We start from the raw sequence: 18,699 nt of genomic DNA, 5'->3' as shown, positions 1-18,699 counted from the left end.
CCAGAGTTGTCTCGACACTGCGGTATTGGGCCTGAGAGATTCCCGGGGAGGATTTGCTCCTACGGCGCCTCCGGAAATCGGAGGTTCTCCCACAGTGCGTCGTCGACGTTTTGAGTTGTGTAACGGATGCTACTCGGCCGCGACTCCGCGGCGGCGAGACCGGAATAACTACGCCGGCTCCCCGGTTACACCGACCGTCAACAAAACTAAACTGATCGTACAGTTCAGTTAAAACCGAGAACAGGTGGTCAAAGACATGAGCGTTTGGTTCATCACCGGAGCTTCCCGCGGGTTCGGCCTGCAGATCGCCCGGGACGCACTGGACCGCGGCCATCAGGTGGTCGCGACCGCACGTGACGCGTCCGCCGTCACCGCCGCCCTAGGCAAGAACGACAACGTGCTGGCGGTGGCGCTGGACGTCACCAACGAAGAGCAGGCACAACAGGCGGCCCAGGCCGCCGTGGATCGCTTCGGCCGCATCGACGTCCTGATCAACAACGCCGGACGTGGGCTGCTGGGAGCTGTCGAGGAGGCCACCGACGCCGAGGTGCGGGCCGTGTATGACACCAACGTGTTCGGGCTGCTGACCGTCACCCGCGCGGTCACCCCGGTGCTGCGGGCACAACGGTCCGGCACCATCGTCAACATCTCGTCGGTCGGCGGATTCGTCGGCTCACCCGGCTGGGGCGTCTACGCATCGACCAAGTTCGCCGTCGAGGCGATCTCCGAGGCACTCAACGCCGAACTGAAACCGCTCGGCGTGCACGTCATGGTGGTCGAGCCCGGCTACTTCCGCACCGACTTCCTCGACTCGTCGAGCCTGCAGACCCAGCGCAATATCATCGACGACTACGCCGACGGGCCCGCCGGACAGATGCGCGTCGCCGCCGGTGAGCGCAACCACGACCAGCCCGGCGATCCGATGAAGGCGTCCCGCGCCATCATCGATGTCGTCGAATCCCCGCAACCACCATTGCGCCTGCTGCTGGGCAACGACACCATCGCGGCCGTCGAGGCCAAGATCGCCCATGTTCAGGCCGAGCTGGCACAGTGGCGAAGCGTCTCGGAATCAACGGATTTCGACGATGTCAGCCAGCACTGACGGAGCGGCCCGTGGGGCGGGCGAGTTCGTCCGCCCCACCGGCGCACGCAGCGACCGGATCCATCAGGCCATCCTGGTCGCCACCGCCGAGCTGCTCGACGAGGGTGGTTTCCCGGCGGCCACCATGGACGCGATCGCGGCGCGGTCCGGCGCCAGCAAGGCCACCCTCTACAAACACTGGCCATCGCGGACCGCCGTCTCGGCCGAGGCGTTCGGCACCACGATGGCCGAAGCGTTGCCCTTGCCCGATACGGGCAGTACGGCAGGTGATCTGACCGAACAGGTGGTCCGGGTCTCGGCGTTCTATGCCAGCCCCCGAGGCGAGGTGTTCGCCCAACTGCTCGCCGCCTGCGTCGAAGACGCAATGGGCGCAGCGTATTTCCGGGAGTACTTCCTGAGCGGTCGGCGCGCGGCCATCACCGAACTCTGGCAACGCGGACTGGACCGCGGCGACGCCGACGCCGGCACCGCCATCGACGATGTGATCGACATACTGTTCGGTCCGCTCATCTTCCGTCGGATGACCGGCCACTACGCGCTGACCGAGGAGCATGCCCGGCAACTGGCCGTGACGGCGTTGCGCGGATTGCTCCCCAACACCACCTCCTAGCTCACAAACCCCACCAACCACCTGGGACTTCGGCACCTCACAAGGCGACCAGGTACGGTGCCCACAGCTCGGGGACAGCGGTAGGTGGGGAGGCGATCGATCGGTCATGTCAGAAGAACTGTCGAAGAGGGGTCCGGACGACACGGCGTCTGATGACGCCCCGGCACGCCGCAAGAACATGCAGCGACGGGCGTTCAGGTTCGCCACACCCGTCGGCGAGATCGCCATCGCGATCCGCACCCCGCGCAACGAGCGCCCGCTTCTGCCGAAGCGGTACGACCCGTTCGGCATCGCCGATCGCGCGCTCGACGCCGCCAAGACGAGCATGAAGCTGGCGGCCTGGGGTGAGGAGCAGCTGGCCACACTGGTGAAGAACCGCCTGGAGGCCATCGATTCGGCGGCGCCCCGACCCGTGACCATCGCCACCCCCGAAGAGCCGACGCCCGAATCGCTCAACACCAAGATGGACCGCCTGCTGGACCGGGCCCTGGATCAGAGCACGTCGGGCAGTCAGGTGGAGCTGTACCACCGGCTGCTCGACCAGCTGGTGGCCGACGAAGCGCGAATCCTCGGCGCGCTCTCCGAAGGTGATGCCTCGCCGCTGGTCAACATCCACACCTGGACCCGATCGCGCACCCCGGGTCAGGCGGTGTTGGAGAACGCCTGCCTGATCGGACGCACCGCCAATGTGGCGTTGCCCGCCATGGTCCCGCAGTACGTCGGCCACCTGCTGTCGCTGGGTCTGGTCGAGACCGGTCCCGAAGACCCTTCCCAGAAGGCCGAGTACGAGGTGCTCCTGGCGGAGCCGATGGTGTTGCAGGCGATCAAGAACGGATCCCGCGGTCCGCTGGCCGCGCGGGTGGAGAAGCTGACGCTGACGCTGTCGGGGCTTGGGCGCGGCTTGTGGGAGTCTGCGGTGCAACGGAACGGTTTGTGACGCTCCAGCGAGAAGCCGAAGGCGGATCGCGCATGAACGTCAGCGAGAAGCCGAAGGCGGATCGCGCATGAACGCCAGCGAGAAGCCGAAGGCAGATCGCGCATGAGCACAACGGAGACGATCCTCGCCGTCCAGACGTGGCAGGAGATCAAGGCCGATTTCAGTGTCAACTGGCTGATCTATCTGTCCATGCCGTTCGTCGCTGCGTTTGTCGGCTGGAGCACCAAGATCGTCGCGCTGGAGATGATCTACCGGCCGATGGAGTTCAAGGGCATCGGCCCGTTCGGCTGGCAGGGCATCGTGCCGCGCCGGGCAGGCAAGGTGGGCTCGAAGACCATCGAGCTACTCACCCAGAACCTCCTCAAACCGGAGGAACTGCTCGAAAGGGTCGACGCGAAGGAAGCCGTCAACGCGCTGCGCGAGCCGCTGACCCAGGTGGTCGACGAGATCTCCCGCGACCTCGCCGAGCAGATCCGCCCCGGGCTGTGGGACTCGCTGCCCGATGCGGCGCGCAACGCGATCCAGGCCCGCATCCACGACCAGACCCCCAAGGTCGTGGAGAAGATGCTCAACGAGATGCGGGCGGACCTCAACCGGTTCGTCGACATCCAGTTCCTGGCCGTCACGACGCTCGTCCGCAACAAGGACAAGCTGAACAAGCTGATGCGCGGGCTCGGCGACAACGCCATGGCGTTTGTCCGGCGCAGCGGCATCTACTTCGGCCTGGTGATCGGCGTGGTCCAGATGGTGGCCTGGGCGCTGTTCCAGAACCCGTGGATCATGCCGGCATTCGGTTTCGGCGTCGGCTTCATCAGCGATTACATCGCACTCAACATGTTGTTCCGGCCCGTCCACCCGACGAAGTATCTCGGCTTCATCCCCTTCCAGGGGTTACTGCACGCTCAGCGCGACATCATCACCAAGGACTACGCGCGGATCCTGGCCGAGGACCTGTTCTCACCTGAGATCCTGTTCGACGGCGTGCTGCGTGGTCCGGGTGCCGACAAACTGTTCTCACTCGTCGGCAGGGAGGTCGAGGCGGCCATCGACGCGCAGACCGGCATCGCCACACCGCTGGTCAAGTTCGCGGTCGGCACGCAGCGCTACAACGCGTTCAAGGACAACCTGGTGCAGATGGTGCTGGAACGCCTCCCCACGACATTGGTCGACGCGCAGGACTACGCCATGGGCGCCCTCGATCTTGAACAGACCATCATCGACAAGATGGGTCAGCTCACCAATGAGGAGTACGAGTCGATTCTGCGGCCCGTGTTCAAGGACGATGAGCCGACCATGATCGCCGTCGGCGCCGTCCTGGGCGGTGTGGTCGGCGAGATCCAGGTGCAGGTCATCGAGCACTTCGGGCACGACCCCGAGTCGGTCGGTGCGCTGCCGGATCTCGTGCGGACCGTCCTGCACCACTAGACACAGCCGCAGGTCTCCCCGACCTTCAGCATCGGTACGAAACCATCGTCGGCGAGCGGGGAATCGCCCAGTAACCGGCCGAGAGCCTGATGGGCCAGCGCGTCGACCGGTTGCTGCACGGTGGTGAGCCGCGGTCGTCCGTAATCGGCAGCACTGCCGTCGAACCCGACCACCCGGATGTCGTCGGGGATCCGCAGGCCCGCATCCGCGACCGCACGGATCGTGGCGGAGGTCTGGCCGTAGGTCCCGACGACGAACGCCTGCGGCGCCCGTGCGTCACCGCGCAGAAACGCGCTCACCGCACCGTAGGCGCCGGACGGGGTGAGATCCGTGCGGATGATCGGTAGGTCCTGGCCGACGACGGAGGCGACGCCTTCGAATCGCTGCTGCACGGTCTCCCGGTCGCCGTGGCACACATCGGCTTCGGTGAAACCGCCGACGAAAGCGACGTCGCGACAATCGTGAACGTCGAGCAGGTGGCGAGCGATGAGTTCGCCGGCATGGACGTGATCGATTCCCACGATGTCCGCTTCGACCGCGCCCCTGATGTTGTGCATCCACACCACGGGAATGTGTTCTCGCCGACAAAGATTCGCTGTGCGTGGGGCGTTTGCCGCACCGACCACCAGCAGCCCGTCGATACCGACCTCGGCGAACGCGGTGGCGAACTCGAGCTCACGCTCGGGGTCGTATCCGGTGTTGCCGATCAGGGTCAGGTGATCGCGCGCCCGGGCTTCCACTTCGATGCGCCCCACGAATTCACCGAACAGAGGCAACGTGAGGTCGGGAACCAGCAGTCCGATCTGCCGCCAGCGCCGCGGCCGACGCAACGCGCGGGCACGCCCGTCCGGCCGATAGTTCAGGTCGTCGATCGCACGAAGCACCTTGGCCCGCAGAAACTCTGACACCGGACGCGGCCCGTCGTTGAGGACGTAGCTCACCACCGCCGTCGAGGTGCCTGCGCGGTTGGCCACGTCGGCCAGGGTCGGACGTTTACCACTCACAACGGCTGGAGCCTCCGCTCGTCGGTGACCGCTCGAAAGAGTTTGAATCACCTCGATTGTGACGGTTACGCCCACAATTCGCCTGCCTACGCTAATCGATTAGAACCGTAACGAGGAGGACCCGTGGTTGTAACCGGTCGTTGGTGGAGTAACTGACATGGCATTCGTACGACTCACCGGAGTCACCTATCTCGACCCCGAACTCGCCTACGACAGCTACGTCCTGTTCACCGGCGCCGACGGGGCCACCCGACTGATCGACCTCAACGGCACCGTGGTGCACGAATGGCCGTATGCCGGTGTGCCACCGCGCATCGTGGATCCGGCCCTCAACGGTGGGCGTTTGGGCGACGTCGGGGTGCAACTGTCCGACAGCGACGACGCCCGCGGTGGCATCTACGCGAACGGCACCGTCGGCCAACTGGACTGGGAAGGCGAGACCGTCTGGGAGTGGGGCAACCAGGCCCCTGGCGGAGCGGCCCGCCAGAACCACGACTGGGAGCTGCTCCCCAACGGCAATCGCCTGATCCTCACGACCGTTCCTCGAGTGGTGCCCGGTCTCGGTGACCACACCGTCGGAGATCAGGGGCTCTACGAAGTGACGCCCGAGGGTGAGATCGTCTGGCAGTGGCTTGCCGGCGACCACCTCGATGAGTTCGGATTCTCCGAGGCAGGTTGGGATGCGTTGCGCCAGACCGTGGCTCGCGATCCCGACGATCCATGGGGCTATCTGGAGATGAACAGCGCCAAGACCCTCGGACCCAACCGGTGGCATGTCGAAGATTCCGATTCCGTGTTCCACCCCGACAACATCCTGATCAGCTTCCGCAAGGCCAACATCATCGCGCTGATCGACAAGGCCTCCGGCGCGATCGCCTGGAAGCTCGGACCCTATTACGACACCGAGTTCGGCGCCCAGCATCAGCGCATCAACGTGCACAAGGTGCCGCGTCCGGTCGATCAGACGTCCGGCCAGCACAACCCGCACATGATCGCCGCGGGCCTGCCCGGGGCGGGCAACGTCCTGGTGTTCGACAACCAGGGCGGCGCCGGTTACCCGGCCGCTCCCCTGGGCATCTACGCGGGGTCCCGGGTACTCGAAATCGACCCTGCCACCAGGGAAATCGTGTGGCAGTACACCGCCGAGGACTCGGGGCTGCCGTCGTGGACCTTCTTCAGTTCATTCGTGAGCAATGCGCAGCGCCTGCCCAACGGCAACACCCTGATCACCGAAGGGATGCAGGGACGGTTGTTCCAGGTCACCCCGGACGGTGACGTGGCATGGGAGTACCACAGCCCTTATCAGGGCTACGGGGTGGCCGGTGAGCCCGAGGTCAAGCAGACCAGGGTGCCCGGGGTCGACCGCCTGACCCGCACGGCGCTGGTGTACCGGTCGCAGGCCGTACCGTTCGACTGGGTGCCCGCGGACACCGCGCGAGAACCACTGAGGGCCGTCCAGCCAGACCCGGAAGTCCTTCCATGACAGCCAGTTTGGCCGTCCTGGGCAAGGCATCGAACCCGCCACTGCACCCGGCTCCGGTCCGGCTGCGGTCGGCGTTCGCCCGGCTCGGTGTCCTCGGCTGGACGCTCACCGGACTGGGGATCGCCGCGGCCCTGTGGTCGTTGATCGTGGCGACCGGGCGGTTCCCGCGACAGCTGTTCCCGAGCGTGCCCGAGATCCTCGCCGCCGGTCACACCCTGTGGACCGAGGGGCTGCTGGCCGACGACATCCTCGCCAGCCTGCAAAGGGCAGCAGTCGGTTTCGCCCTCGGTGCCGGTATCGGCATCATCGTCGCCATACTCACCGCGACGACAACGGCCGGTCGCAATCTGCTGCAACCGGTGCTGCGGGTGTTCTCGCCGATCCCCACGATCGGTCTCGTCCCGCTGGCGATCCTGTGGTTCGGGCTGGGCGAGAACAGCAAGCTCCTGGTCATCGCGCTCGGAGTGTTCGTCCCGGTGTGGATCAACAGCCACTCCGGTTTGGCGAGCACTCCGGTCGACTATCTGAAGGCCGCCCGCTGCCTGGGTGCCGGCCGTTGGCAGACCCTGTCGCGAGTGGTGCTGCCCGAGGCGGCCCCCGACATCGCGTCGGGACTACGGGTAGGTGCCGCGATGGCATTCGTGCTCATCGTGGTGGCCGAGATGACCGGCACCACATCAGGTATCGGATATCGGATCTCTCAGGCGCAGTTGTTCTCCCAGGCCGATCGGCTGATCTTCTGCCTGATCGTCCTGGGCATCATCGGCGCCCTGTGTGACCTGTTGGTCGCCTCGGTCACGTCCCCGTTCACCCGTTGGGCCCAAGAGGAGCGCTGAGATGTCCATCCAGACCCACGACCTCGTGGTGAGGTTCCCCGGCAAGCAGGAGCCGACCCTGAAGGGCATTTCGCTGACCATTCCGGACGGCTCCTTCTCGGTTCTCGTCGGCGCCTCCGGCAGCGGCAAATCGACTCTGCTGCACTGTCTTGCCGGCCTCATCACCGCAACCTCGGGCGCGGTGACCGACAACGGCGAGACGGTCACCGCGCCGCATCCTCGCCGGGGCGTCGCCTTCCAGCGCGACGTGCTGTTCCCGTGGATCACGGTCGCGGACAACATCGACTTCGCCCTGACGGCCCGTCGTTTGCCGAAATCGCAGCGCCGGGACACCATTCACGAGTTGCTCGAGTTGGTAGGTCTGCGTGACGAAGTGGCCGCGCAGCGCCCCGGTGAGCTGTCCGGTGGAATGCGACAACGCGTCAGCATCGCCCGCGTGCTGGCCGGGGAGCCGTCCGTCATGCTGATGGACGAGCCGTTCGCGGCGCTCGACGCACTGACCCGGCTGCGCATGCAGGATCTGCTGATCGATCTATGGACGCGGCTGAACCGCACGGTCGTGTTCGTCACGCACGACATCGACGAGGCGATCCGGCTGGGGGACACCGTCAGCGTCCTGCGCGACGGGCAGATCGCCGATCAGATCACCAATCCGCTCAGCCGCCCCCGTCCGGCCGATGCGCTGGCAGACCAGCCCGGCTACAGCGAGATCCGCAAGACCCTGCACCACCAGCTCGGCATCGACCACGCCGTGCACTGACATCCACCCACAAAGGAACCCATAACGTGAAGACCCCTTTCCGGCGCATCGTCGCCGCAGCAGTCGCCGCTGCCGCCCTCGCTGCGACAGGCACCGCCTGCACCGACTCGGGCACCGCGAACGCCGATCAACTCACCGTCGGGTTCGTCGTCGACCCGTCCTGGGCGCAGGTCCCCGTCGCCGCCGGCACCGACCTGTTCGGCAAGCACAACGTCGACGTCAAGGTGGTGAACTTCCAATCCGGTGTCGAAGCACTGCAGGCCGCGGCCGCCGGTCAGGTCGACATCACCACCGCGGCGGACGTGCCCACCTCGGCGGCGCTGACCCGCACACCCACGCTGCGGGTGATCGCCGACGGATCCCGTTGGCAGGGCTCGCGGATCGTCGCCCGGCGCAGCGCGGGCATCAACACCGTCGCGGATCTGGCCGGCAAGTCGATCGGCACTCCGCTGGGTACCAGCGCCGCCTACTACGTGTCGAATGCCCTGGCGCAGAACAACCTCAAGGCTGAGCTGGTACAGGTCGCACCGTCGGCGATCGTCACCGCCGCCACCCAGCGCAATGTCGACGCGGTGTCGATCTTCCAGCCCTACCAGGCGCAGACCATCAAGGCACTCGGCGACGACGCGGTGGCACTGAGCGGCGGAACCTACAACCAGCACAGCCTGTTCATCGCGACCGAATCCGCCGTCGCAACCAAGGGCAACGCGATCGCCGCCTTCCTCACTGCCCTCGATGACGCAGGTGCCGCCCTGTCCCGGCACGACAAGGCCGCCACCGACGCCGTCGCCAAAGCCACCCAGCTGGATCCGGAGCTGCTCGGCACCGTACTCGGCGAATTCGACTTCACGCTGCAGCTGAATCCAGACCTGGCCGACAAGCTGGCCGAACTCGGGGCGTGGGCCAAAACCCAGAAGTCCATCGACCCCGGCACGCAACTGCCCGACTACGCCAAGTTTCTCGACAACCAGTTCCTGCCGCAGCCGAGCAAGTCCTGACAGCTAGGTGGCTCGAGCCCGCAGCTCGCGCCGTCGCAACAGCGCCGTACCGAACGCGCCGATCACGACCAGATCAGCAGCCACCCCACTGCTGACCGTGGCCAGCAGCCAGCCTGCGACACCGGTGGCAAGTACGAACGGCGGCAGCCACTCGAACACCCGCGACCATGACGGCACCGGGTGTAGCGCATGCGCAGCCTCCGTGGCGCGGGCGTAGTCGGGATAGAACTCGGTGACCGCCACCGCGAAGAACAGTGCCGCCAGCTGGAGAATCCAGCCGGTCCAGAAATTGTCGGTGCTGCCAAAGAACACATCCCCGAGGAAACCGACCGACGCCGAGAAGCCGAATGCCGCCGCCCACACCGCGGTCACCACCATGTTCGTGCGTTTGAACAGCGGCGTGTCCCAACGGTCCGACGGGGTGATGTCGCGTGCGTACGCCGTCGTATACGGCCGTCCGATGATCAGGCTGACCAGGGCGAAGATCGCTAACGACGCGTTCGTGATCTCCCCCGACCACATCTCCAGCCATGCCTTCTGCCCTCGGGAGGCAACCAGCCCGACAGCGGCCAGCACCACGAAGAAGGACACTCCGAGCATCTCCAGCACGTGGACCGGAATGTTGCGGCGACGGTCCAGTGCCAGCACCAGCAGCGAAAAACCGAGCGCACCCCACACTGCGATCTCATACCTGCCGGGCCCGGCCAGGATCGCAATCAACGCCCACGGCACGATCCCGGACAGCGGAGAGTCCAGGAACGCATCGAGGGTTTTGCCGAGCACGCGACGACCGTAAGTGACGTAGCTGGGAGATTCCCGGGCAAGTCCTGAGCTCTGTCGCCCTCCCACAACGACACCCGCGCTTTTCAGCCTTTCGCGACAAGCCCGCGCCGGCCCAACTTGGCTAGCGTTCCCCCGCGTGAACACAGCTACCGCGCGGGTCGCAGCCCATCTCACGCAACGGCTGCTGCCGTTGGTACCCACCCCGCGCAGTTTCAGCTCCGCGACACGGCGCGTCGCCCCACCTGAGACCGTCGAGGTACCGACGCGCCACGGTGCTGTCCGGTGCCTCATCTATTCGCCGCACCCCGACGCGCCGCTCGCCAGGGCCGGCGCTGACGGTCCGCCGGTCAACCTGCACCTGCACGGCGGCGCCTTCATCGTGCGCAACCCGCGGCAGGAGGAATACATCACGCACCACATCGCGGCGGAGGCCGGCGCGGTGGTCATCTTGGCCGACTACGCCACGGCGCCGCAGGTGCGATATCCGGTGGCCGAACAACAATGCTTCGACGTCGCGCTGTGGGTACGCGGCGAAGCCGCTCGCCGCGGTTGGGATGCGGCCCGAATGTCGGTGACGGGTGCGAGCGCCGGCGCGAAGCTCGCTGTTAACGTGTGCCAGCAGGCTTATCGCACAGGAGAAGTCGGGTTGCGCGCAGCGGCGCTGGCCTTCCCCGTCGTCGACCTCAGCCGGGCCGACCGCACCTCCGTCAAGGCGCGTCCACGCATATCGCGAAGGATCCAACGACTCGTGATCGACTCGTATCTCGTGGACACGAGCCGCTCACGGGAGCCGCTGGCCTCTCCCCGCTTCGATGACGAGCTGACGGCCGCGATGCCGCCGACACTGATTCTGACCGGCGCCCTCGACACTCTCGGCCCCGAGGGCGACGAGCTGGCGGCACGATTGTCCGGCGCGGGTGTCCCGGTCACGCACCATTGCTTTGAGGGCATCGACCACGGCTTCACGAGGTCAGAAGCGGCCACTGCGCATGACGCGACGAAACGCATTGCCGCCCATCTCGTCCAGCATCTGCGGTGAACACTCCCGATTAGCGCATCGCGACAACCGGCCGGGCACACGTTGGCTCATCCGCACGAGCGAGCGGCCACGCTGTGTCCATAGCGTCGGTGCATGCCCATAACTGGACCTCGATTCAAGACCGCCGACCTCACCGATCGGGTTGTGGTCGTCACCGGCGCCGGCAGCGGTATCGGCCGAGAGCTGGCGCTGTTGTGTGCCCGACGGCATGCCCGGCTGGCGCTGTGCGACGTCGACGAGGCCGGCCTGTCCGACACCGCTGAGGCGGCCCGCGCCCTCAGTGCGCAGGTGCTGACTTCGTGGGCAGATGTTTCCGAGACCGAGTCGATGACACTGTTCGCCGACGCTACCTCCGACTATTTCGGCCGGGTGGACCTGTTGGTCAACAACGCCGGAGTCGGCCTGGTGGGCGGCTTCTTGGATACCAACGTCAAAGATTGGCAGTGGCTGATCGACGTCAACCTGATGGGCGTGGTGCACGGCTGCGAGGCCTTCCTGCCCACCATGATCGGCTCGGGTCGCGGCGGCCACATCGTCAACCTGTCCTCGGCGGCCGGCCTCCTGGCCAATCCCCAACTGACCGCCTACAGCGCAACGAAGTTCGCGGTACTCGGGTTGTCGGAAGCACTGCGCATGGAACTGAGACCCCATGGCATCGGTGTCACCGCGGTGTGTCCCGGCATCATCAACACCGCCATCACGCAGAACAGCCCCATCCGCGGTGGCGGGGACGTCGACGAACGGCGCAGGCAGCTCGAGTCGACCTATCGGAAGCGCGGCTACACCCCTGAGCGTGTGGCCAGGAACATCCTGCGCGCAGTGGACCGAAACCGCGCGGTGGCGCCGGTCGCCGCCGAAGCGCACCTGATGTATGCGCTCTCGCGGACTGCCCCGCCGATGGCCCGGTGGATCGCGACACGCATGGCCGAATTATCCAAGTAGACAACATATTCGAGGACATGACATGCAACTTGAAGGCCGCAGCGCGCTGGTAACCGGAGCGACGGGAGGGATCGGCCGGGCCATCGCACGCGAGCTCGCCCGGCGCGGGTGCGCACTCACGGTGACAGGCCGGCGCGAACTGGAGCTCAAGAAACTGGTCGGTGAGCTGGGACCGCCCACGCGCGCGTTGACGGCAGATCTGACCGACCTCGGCGAGGTGCGGGATCTGATGGACCGTGCAGGCGATGTGGACATCCTCATCGCCAACGCCGGCGTCGGCATCCCGCAGGATCTCGCGATGCTGAGCGACAGTGAGATCGAAGAAGCCGTGCGTATCAATCTGCTGGCCCCGGCCGCGCTCGCCCGGGCGGCGGTGACGTCGATGCGACACCGCGGCCAGGGGCACATCGTCTTCATCTCCTCGGGAGCCGGACTCATCGCGACACCCGGCAACGGCGCGGTGTACACGGCCACAAAATGGGGCCTGCGTGGCCTCGGGCTTGCCCTACGTCAGGAGTTGCACGGCACCGGAATCGGCGTGTCCACGATCTTTCCCGGTCCCATCCGTGATGCGGGGATGTTGGCGGACACCGGTGTCACTCTTCCGCGAGGGTTCGGTACGAGTTCACCGGAGGATGTCGCCCGGGAAGTGGCCAGGGCCATCGAGCGCGGCACACCCGAGACCACGGTCGCTTCGTTAGGCGTGCGTATTCTGACCGGAATCGGGGCTGTCGCACCGGTTCTGATCGGTGACCTCGCGCGCGTGGCCGGGGTCGGGCGGGTTCGCGACGCGATGCTCGGCCGGGTCTGACCCGGGGCGCGAGCCAATCAGTTGGCCGTACGCAGGGAGGCGGGCGTCGTTTCGGAATCAGAGGTTTCGGTGACGACATCGGCCAGGGCCAGCGCGACACGCAACTCGAGGGTGCGCCGCTCCAACGACCTGCCCAACAGTTCCTCCGCCTGACGAATCCGGTAGGCGACGGTGTTGTCGTGGACGTGCAGCCGCTTGGCTGTCCGTCCACGGCTGCAGTTCTCGTCGAGATAGGCACGCACTGTGGCAGCCAGGCGACGGGTGGTTTCGTCCATCTCGCCGAGCGGTCCGAGTTCGCGTCGCACGAAATCGCGCGCCTGGTCGAGGTTGGCAGTCGCGATGGCCCGCAGCGACACATTGTCGTAGCGGGTGACGCTACCGGCCGCACGGCCGGCAAGGCGTGCGACTCGTTGCGCCTCAACCGCTTCCACATAGCTCGACCGGATACCCCCGATCCCGGGCGCAGGCTCGCCAATCGCGACCCGCACACCGGGCGCATTCGCAGTCCGGAACCGTAACTCGTCCAACACCTTCGACGGGATATGACTGTGTGAGCTGATCCAGGCGGCCGTCGACAGGATTCCGAGCGGATGCACAAGCGGCTTCTGATTGCCGATGGCCGAGGCGATGTCGCGGATCGCCGCTTCGAGGACGGCCTGCGTGTTGCGCCCTTCTTCGTGGGTTTCGAGCCATGCGATCGCGGCAACGTGGACCCGGCGGACATCGTGGCGAAGCCGCCGGGTCGCCACGTCGGTGTCGATGGGTTCACCGGCCAGGATGGTGGCGATGGTCTCGGCTTGGCTGGCGGCGGCGCTGCGCAGCCATCGGTCGCGTTCGGCGGTGTACACCTCCTCCACCAGGCACAGCGCGGCGTCGACATAGGCGAACATCCACGCCGACCCCAGCTCCGAGGCAAGGTGCAGTTCCTCGGCATTGCGCGAATGGTTCTGCAGAATCGCGTTGAACTGAGTCGCGGTTGCGGCGTGCGCGAGGCGATAACTGCGCATGAGCGTGGTGAGCGGGATGCCGTGTTGTGCACCGTCCCGTGCATAGTCGAGCGTCGGCGACTGCAGCTGCACCGCCGCCAGCGGATCTTCGCCGGACGACAACACCTGCGCGAAGTCGAGAATGCTTGCCTCGGTACTCGCCCGATTGACCTCGAGAGCCTGTTCGTCGGCCAGCAGGTCGCTCAGCCGAGCTCGGGTGTAATCGTTCACCGCTGCTGAGATTTCGCGGGCCCGCTCGGTGAGTTCGGCAGCGGCCGGCCGCAGCACCGCCGACCACACTCGTCGCTGCTCAGCATCCTGTGCGTCTGCCCAGGCCGGCTCCATGCAGTGCACGGTAGCGCCGCCCCCGGCCCACGGTAGGCAAATTGAACAACCACCGGGCGCGGCGTTGGCGCACGCAGACAAGAGAATGCCGGCCCCGCTGACAGACGATCTTCACATGCGACAACTGACCAGCCTCGACGCGCAGTTCCTGGCCATGGAGAACGATCGTGTCCAGGGGCACGTCAGTGTTCTCGGCATCTACGACTCCCACACCGCATCGGGCGAGCCGCTCGATGCCGCACTCGTTCGTGGAGTCATCAGCGAACGCCTGCACCTGCTGCCCACCTTCCGCTGGCGGCTGGCCCAGGTGCCCTTCTCCCTCGACTACCCGTACTGGGTCGACGACGGCTCCTTCGACATCGAGTACCACGTCCGCGAGCTGGCCCTACCCGCACCGGGCGACCAGCGCCAGCTGGCCGAGCAGGTGGCCCGGATCATCGGCCGCCAGCTCGACCGGGCGCGCCCGCTCTGGGAGGTGTACGTCATCCACGGACTCGAAGACGGCGGCGTCGCGGTGTTGACGAAGATGCACCACGCCGCGGTCGACGGAGTGTCCGGCGCCGAGGTCATGAGCATCCTCCTCGATGACGCCACCGGCCGTGAGCGCGAAGCTGCACCCACGATCGTCGCGGAGAAGTACCCGTCGGAGGTGGAGATGCTGGGTCGCGGTCTGGTCGGGCTGGCAAGCCAGCCGCTGCGGGTTCTGCGCGCCGGCCCCACGGCACTGCCGCACCTCGACGACGTTCCGACCATCCGGCATCTCCCCGGTGTGAAAGCGATCGCGCGCAGCAGCCGGCTGGTCAAGCGAGCCATGAAGGCCGGCAGTCCGGTGGCCGCGCTCCGGGGCAGCGACGTCACCGCTCCCCGGACCCGGTTCCAGGCGCGGGTATCGCCACACCGCCGCGTCGCTTTCGGCTCCATGCCGCTGTCCGAGGTCAAAGCGATCAAGAACGCCCTCGGCTGCACCGTCAACGACGTCGTGCTGGCGATCTGCACGGCGGGTCTGCGGGCCTGGCTCGACAAGCAGGGTGAACTGCCCGCCGAACCTCTCGCGAGTTTCATCCCCATGTCTGTGCGCACCCCCGAGCAGCAGGGCACCTTCGGCAACCGGGTGTCGGTGATGCTCACCCAGCTGCCCACCGATGAGGCGGATCCCGTCGAGCGCGTGCGCCGGATCAACGAGGCGATGAACACCGCCAAGGAACGGCAGCGCGCGTTGCCGGCCTCACTTCTGCAGGACGCCAATCACTTCATCCCGCCGGCCTTGTTCGCCCAGGCCGCCCGGTCGCTGTCCCGCCTGGCCGGGGTGCGCGGGCTCAATCAGCCTGCGAACGCCATGATCTCGAACGTCCCCGGGCCGGCTACTCCCCTGTACCTCGGCGGGGTCAGACAGCGCGCCCAGTTCCCGGTCTCCGGGGTGCTCGACGGGATCGGCATCAACATCACGGTGATGAGCTATCAGGATTCCCTCGAGTTCGGAATCGTCGTCGACCGCGAGTTGGTCGACGACCCGTGGCCGATCCTGGCCGCCCTCGGCGAAGGCCTGGAAGAACTGCGGAACGCCACCCGGGTCGTGCGCCGGAAGAAGACGACGTCGTGACCGCAAACATGTTGGGCAGCAACAGCATGGACGATTATCCGCTCACACTGACGAGCATCGTCGGTCGCGCCGAGCGCTTCCATTCCGACGTTGACGTGGTTTCGCGCAGGCCCTCCGGCACGGTCACGCGCACCACCTTCGGCGAATGCGCGGTCCGCGCCCGCCGCCTGGCGAGTGCGCTGAGTACCCTTGGCGTCCGCGAGGGCGATCCGGTGGCCACGCTGTTGTGGAACCAAAGCGAGCACCTGGAGGCATACTTCGCGGTGCCCGCCATGGGAGCCGTCATTCACACCCTCAACCCCCGGCTGTTTCCCGACGAGTTGGTGTTCATCGTCGACGATGCCGACGACAGGGTGATCATCGTCGACGAGTCCCTGCTGGACGTATTCGAAACTTTCAGTGCCCGACACGATTTCCGCCACGTCATCGTCGTCACCCACGATGGGGACGCGCCCGCGGGAACGCTCGGCTACGAAGCTCTGATAGCGGGGGCCGAGCCAATGGTCTGGCCCGCGCTCGACGAACAGCGCGCCGCCGCCATGTGTTACACCTCGGGCACCACCGGGCGCCCCAAAGGCGTCGTGTACTCCCACCGAGCGCTGGCCCTGCACTCACTGGTCGCGGCCCTACCCGACCAGCTGTCGGTATCGTCCAGGGACACAGTCCTTCCCGTCGTCCCGATGTTTCACGCCAACGCGTGGGGCCTTCCCTACGCTGCCGCTCTTGCCGGCGCGCGTCTGGTCCTGCCGGGCCCGCGCCTGGACCCGGAAAGTGTCCTCGACTTGTGTGCCCGCGAGCACGTCACGATGACGGCCGGCGTCCCGACGGTGTGGATGGGCATGCTCGCCGCACTCGATACCGACCCGAACAAGTGGGACTTGTCGGAACTCGACCGGCTGGTCGTCGGAGGCGCGGCAGTGCCGCGGTCGATGTTCGAAGGATTCGACCGCCACGGGCTGACCGTGGTGCAGGCCTGGGGAATGACCGAAACCGCTCCCCTGGGCGCGGTCTGCCGCGCTCCGGCGCACCTCGACGCGGGTGAGCGGGACGAGCAGTACGACTACCGCATGCGGCAGGGTGTCGCGAGCCCGTTCTTCGACATCCGGGGGCGTGACGAGAACGGTGATCTCATCGCCTGGGACGACGCCGCCATGGGCGAACTCGAAGTGCGCGGACCCTGGGTCGCGGGCAGCTACCACGGTGGCCGCGGGGCGGACAGTTTCACCGCCGACGGCTGGTTCAAGACCGGCGATGTGGTGCGCATCGATCCCCACGGTTGTGTCCGGATCTGCGACCGGTCAAAGGATTTGGTGAAGTCCGGCGGCGAGTGGATCTCGTCGGTGGACCTGGAGAACCAGCTGATGTCGCATCCCGCCGTCGCACAGGCCGCGGTGATCGCCGTGCCCGACGAGCGCTGGGGCGAGCGCCCGCTGGCCGTGGTGGTACTTGCGGACGGTGGCCGGGCCTCCGCCCAAGCGCTGCGCGACCACCTCGCACAGGACTTCGCCAGGTGGCAGCTGCCAGACCGCATCGAATTCGTCGAAGCGCTTCCCTGCACTGCCACCGGCAAATTCAAGAAATCCGAACTCCGAATCATGTTTCTCACAGCCTGAAAGGAAACGAAAAAATGAGTCGATACGACATCACCCAGACCAACCGAGCCGTGGAGCGCTTGATCGAGACGACGGACAATCCCCGTCACCTCTACATGCTGCACGCCTACAACCGGCACCGCTACCTGGAAATGGCCGGGCGGTACGAGGAGATCTTCGCCCCGGACATGACCGTCGAAAAGCCGGTGTACCACTTCAACATGCTCGGCAAGAGCGTCACGGTGGAAGGCACCGAGGCGGTCAAAGGGCTCTACCATGCGTGGAAGGACACCGCCCAGTGCATCTTCTATGCCGACGACGAGAAGCTGGCGATCAGCGATGACATGATCGTGTCGACGTCGTACATCTACCAGCAGACGCCGGGCGTCCTCCTCGCCGCCGAAGGAATGGCCGCGGATCCCGAGGCCACCTATCTGGTGAAGACCGCCGAGCACATGATCTGGCCCTACGACAACGGCCGGCTGGTCGGTGAAGACGTCTGGGAGTACGACGAGAGCGCGCGGGGGTTCATCCAGCTCGACCCGGCCGACGTCCTGAGTGTCGAACAGTCGGCGAAGCTGCTCGATCCGCTGATCAAGCCGCTGCCGGAGCACAACCCGTTCCTCACCTGACCCGACATCCCGGGAAACCCGCTCTGTGTGGTTTCCCGGGGCGGACCATGAACTCATGGCCTCCGACCTGGAAACCCGCGTCGACGAGATCTCCCCGGACACCTACCGGCTGTCCACCTGGATACCTGGGATCACCGAGCATGGCTTCACCTTCAACCAGTTCCTGCTGACCGGCGACGAACCGTTCCTGTTCCACACGGGCCAACGGTTCCTGTTTCCGCAGGTGTCGGCGGCCATCGAGCGAGTTCTGCCGCTGACCCGATTGCGCTGGATCGCATTCGGGCACGTGGAAGCCGACGAGTGCGGTGGGGTCAACCAGTTCCTGGCGGCCGCACCGCACGCCGAGGTGATCCACGGCCCGCTGGCCATCGGGCTGTCGCTGACCGACATGTGCGATCGACCGCCCGTCGAAGCACCTCTGGACGGCGTGCACGACACCGGTGGGCATCGCTTGCGGCTTCTCGCCACACCGCACGTACCGCACAACTGGGAGGCCGGGCTGTGGTTCGACGAGGCCACGTCGACACTGCTGGCCGGCGACCTGTTCACCCACACCGGCCAATGCCCGGCTCTGACTGAGTCCGATTGCGTGGCACCGGCATTAGCGGCCGAGGCGCTGTTCCACGCCACCGGCCTGACCACGAATCTGATACCCACGTTGACCCGGCTCGCCGAGCTGAGCCCCACCACTTTGGCCATCATGCACGGCGCTTCGTTCCGCGGCGACGGGGCCGCGCAGCTGCGGGCGCTCTCCGACGGATACGCGGGGTTGTTCGGCGCGTCATGACCCGCCGTGACCACCCGCGATGCGTAG

General features: G+C 66.4%; 18 protein-coding genes and 1 riboswitch. Of the genes, 15 read left to right on the top strand and 3 right to left on the bottom strand.

The features are described from left to right. Window positions 1–10: 10 nt before the first annotated feature. A riboswitch (glycine riboswitch) is annotated at window positions 11–102 on the bottom strand. Window positions 103–256: 154 nt separating this feature from the next. The 4 genes from AC4ELH_RS02350 (at window position 257) to AC4ELH_RS02335 (ending at window position 4,074) form a co-directional block, all read left to right on the top strand. Beyond that, on the top strand, window positions 257–1,102 hold the full coding sequence (locus AC4ELH_RS02350; protein WP_498883152.1) for an oxidoreductase: 846 nt from the start codon (window positions 257–259) through the stop codon (window positions 1,100–1,102). Continuing rightward, complete coding sequence (locus tag AC4ELH_RS02345; protein WP_498883151.1) at window positions 1,086–1,712, top strand: TetR/AcrR family transcriptional regulator; 627 nt, start codon at window positions 1,086–1,088, stop codon at window positions 1,710–1,712. The genes AC4ELH_RS02350 and AC4ELH_RS02345 overlap by 17 nt, the downstream gene beginning before the upstream one ends. A gap of 106 nt (window positions 1,713–1,818) precedes the next feature. Continuing rightward, entirely contained in the window at window positions 1,819–2,649 is an 831-nt protein-coding gene (locus AC4ELH_RS02340; protein ID WP_174554328.1) for an Abi-alpha family protein, read from the top strand. Between the two features lie 102 nt (window positions 2,650–2,751). After that, window positions 2,752–4,074, top strand: coding sequence for a DUF445 domain-containing protein (locus AC4ELH_RS02335; RefSeq protein ID WP_448448437.1), 1,323 nt, complete (start codon window positions 2,752–2,754; stop codon window positions 4,072–4,074). On the opposite strand, the gene AC4ELH_RS02330 is transcribed toward AC4ELH_RS02335, so the two are convergent. Then, entirely contained in the window at window positions 4,071–5,048 is a 978-nt protein-coding gene (locus AC4ELH_RS02330; RefSeq protein ID WP_498883150.1) for a LacI family DNA-binding transcriptional regulator, read from the bottom strand. The two genes, AC4ELH_RS02335 and AC4ELH_RS02330, sit on opposite strands and share 4 nt — an antisense overlap. 187 nt (window positions 5,049–5,235) lie before the next feature. Here AC4ELH_RS02330 and AC4ELH_RS02325 point away from each other — a divergent pair, with 187 nt between their 5' ends. The 4 genes from AC4ELH_RS02325 to AC4ELH_RS02310 are packed head-to-tail and all read left to right on the top strand — an operon-like array spanning window position 5,236 to window position 9,155. Then, window positions 5,236–6,561 (top strand): aryl-sulfate sulfotransferase, encoded by a 1,326-nt coding sequence (locus tag AC4ELH_RS02325; RefSeq protein ID WP_498883149.1) that lies wholly within the window; start codon window positions 5,236–5,238, stop codon window positions 6,559–6,561. Next, window positions 6,558–7,397 (top strand): ABC transporter permease, encoded by an 840-nt coding sequence (locus tag AC4ELH_RS02320; RefSeq protein WP_498883148.1) that lies wholly within the window; start codon window positions 6,558–6,560, stop codon window positions 7,395–7,397. The genes AC4ELH_RS02325 and AC4ELH_RS02320 overlap by 4 nt, the downstream gene beginning before the upstream one ends. Window position 7,398: 1 nt before the next feature. Continuing rightward, a complete protein-coding gene (locus AC4ELH_RS02315) occupies window positions 7,399–8,157 on the top strand; it encodes an ABC transporter ATP-binding protein (RefSeq protein WP_498883147.1) in 759 nt (252 codons plus the stop codon). Window positions 8,158–8,183: 26 nt separating this feature from the next. Next, a complete protein-coding gene (locus AC4ELH_RS02310; RefSeq protein ID WP_498883146.1) occupies window positions 8,184–9,155 on the top strand; it encodes an ABC transporter substrate-binding protein in 972 nt (323 codons plus the stop codon). Between the two features lie 3 nt (window positions 9,156–9,158). Here AC4ELH_RS02310 and AC4ELH_RS02305 read toward each other — a convergent pair whose 3' ends face one another. Continuing rightward, window positions 9,159–9,938, bottom strand: coding sequence for a DUF3159 domain-containing protein (locus AC4ELH_RS02305; RefSeq protein ID WP_498883145.1), 780 nt, complete (start codon window positions 9,936–9,938; stop codon window positions 9,159–9,161). Between the two features lie 136 nt (window positions 9,939–10,074). Here AC4ELH_RS02305 and AC4ELH_RS02300 point away from each other — a divergent pair, with 136 nt between their 5' ends. The 3 genes from AC4ELH_RS02300 to AC4ELH_RS02290 all read left to right on the top strand — a co-directional run bounded on the left by AC4ELH_RS02300 (window position 10,075) and on the right by AC4ELH_RS02290 (window position 12,730). Then, window positions 10,075–10,977 carry an alpha/beta hydrolase fold domain-containing protein gene (locus tag AC4ELH_RS02300; RefSeq protein ID WP_448448430.1) on the top strand — a complete coding sequence of 301 codons (903 nt, stop codon included), beginning with the start codon at window positions 10,075–10,077 and terminating at the stop codon, window positions 10,975–10,977. A gap of 93 nt (window positions 10,978–11,070) precedes the next feature. Then, window positions 11,071–11,919 carry an SDR family NAD(P)-dependent oxidoreductase gene (locus AC4ELH_RS02295; protein WP_448448429.1) on the top strand — a complete coding sequence of 283 codons (849 nt, stop codon included), beginning with the start codon at window positions 11,071–11,073 and terminating at the stop codon, window positions 11,917–11,919. A gap of 22 nt (window positions 11,920–11,941) precedes the next feature. Next, complete coding sequence (locus tag AC4ELH_RS02290) at window positions 11,942–12,730, top strand: SDR family NAD(P)-dependent oxidoreductase (protein WP_498883144.1); 789 nt, start codon at window positions 11,942–11,944, stop codon at window positions 12,728–12,730. Between the two features lie 17 nt (window positions 12,731–12,747). Here AC4ELH_RS02290 and AC4ELH_RS02285 read toward each other — a convergent pair whose 3' ends face one another. After that, on the bottom strand, window positions 12,748–14,061 hold the full coding sequence (locus AC4ELH_RS02285) for a PucR family transcriptional regulator (RefSeq protein ID WP_448448427.1): 1,314 nt from the start codon (window positions 14,059–14,061) through the stop codon (window positions 12,748–12,750). A 115-nt stretch (window positions 14,062–14,176) separates the two neighbouring features. Here AC4ELH_RS02285 and AC4ELH_RS02280 point away from each other — a divergent pair, with 115 nt between their 5' ends. From AC4ELH_RS02280 to AC4ELH_RS02265, 4 genes are all read left to right on the top strand, one after another. Further along, window positions 14,177–15,661: a WS/DGAT/MGAT family O-acyltransferase gene (locus AC4ELH_RS02280; protein ID WP_064886155.1), complete on the top strand. Its 1,485-nt coding sequence runs from the start codon at window positions 14,177–14,179 to the stop codon at window positions 15,659–15,661. Continuing rightward, window positions 15,658–17,274, top strand: coding sequence for a long-chain fatty acid--CoA ligase (locus tag AC4ELH_RS02275; protein ID WP_498883143.1), 1,617 nt, complete (start codon window positions 15,658–15,660; stop codon window positions 17,272–17,274). Before AC4ELH_RS02280 ends, AC4ELH_RS02275 begins: the two co-directional genes overlap by 4 nt. Before the next feature lie 14 nt (window positions 17,275–17,288). Continuing rightward, complete coding sequence (locus AC4ELH_RS02270; protein WP_498883142.1) at window positions 17,289–17,885, top strand: hypothetical protein; 597 nt, start codon at window positions 17,289–17,291, stop codon at window positions 17,883–17,885. A 67-nt stretch (window positions 17,886–17,952) separates the two neighbouring features. Then, window positions 17,953–18,672: an oxygen-binding di-iron domain-containing protein gene (locus tag AC4ELH_RS02265; protein WP_498883169.1), complete on the top strand. Its 720-nt coding sequence runs from the start codon at window positions 17,953–17,955 to the stop codon at window positions 18,670–18,672. Window positions 18,673–18,699 lie beyond the last annotated feature (27 nt).

The organism is Mycobacterium shunyiense, assembly GCF_058270075.1.
This window is presented reverse-complemented; position numbering and strand designations above follow the sequence as displayed.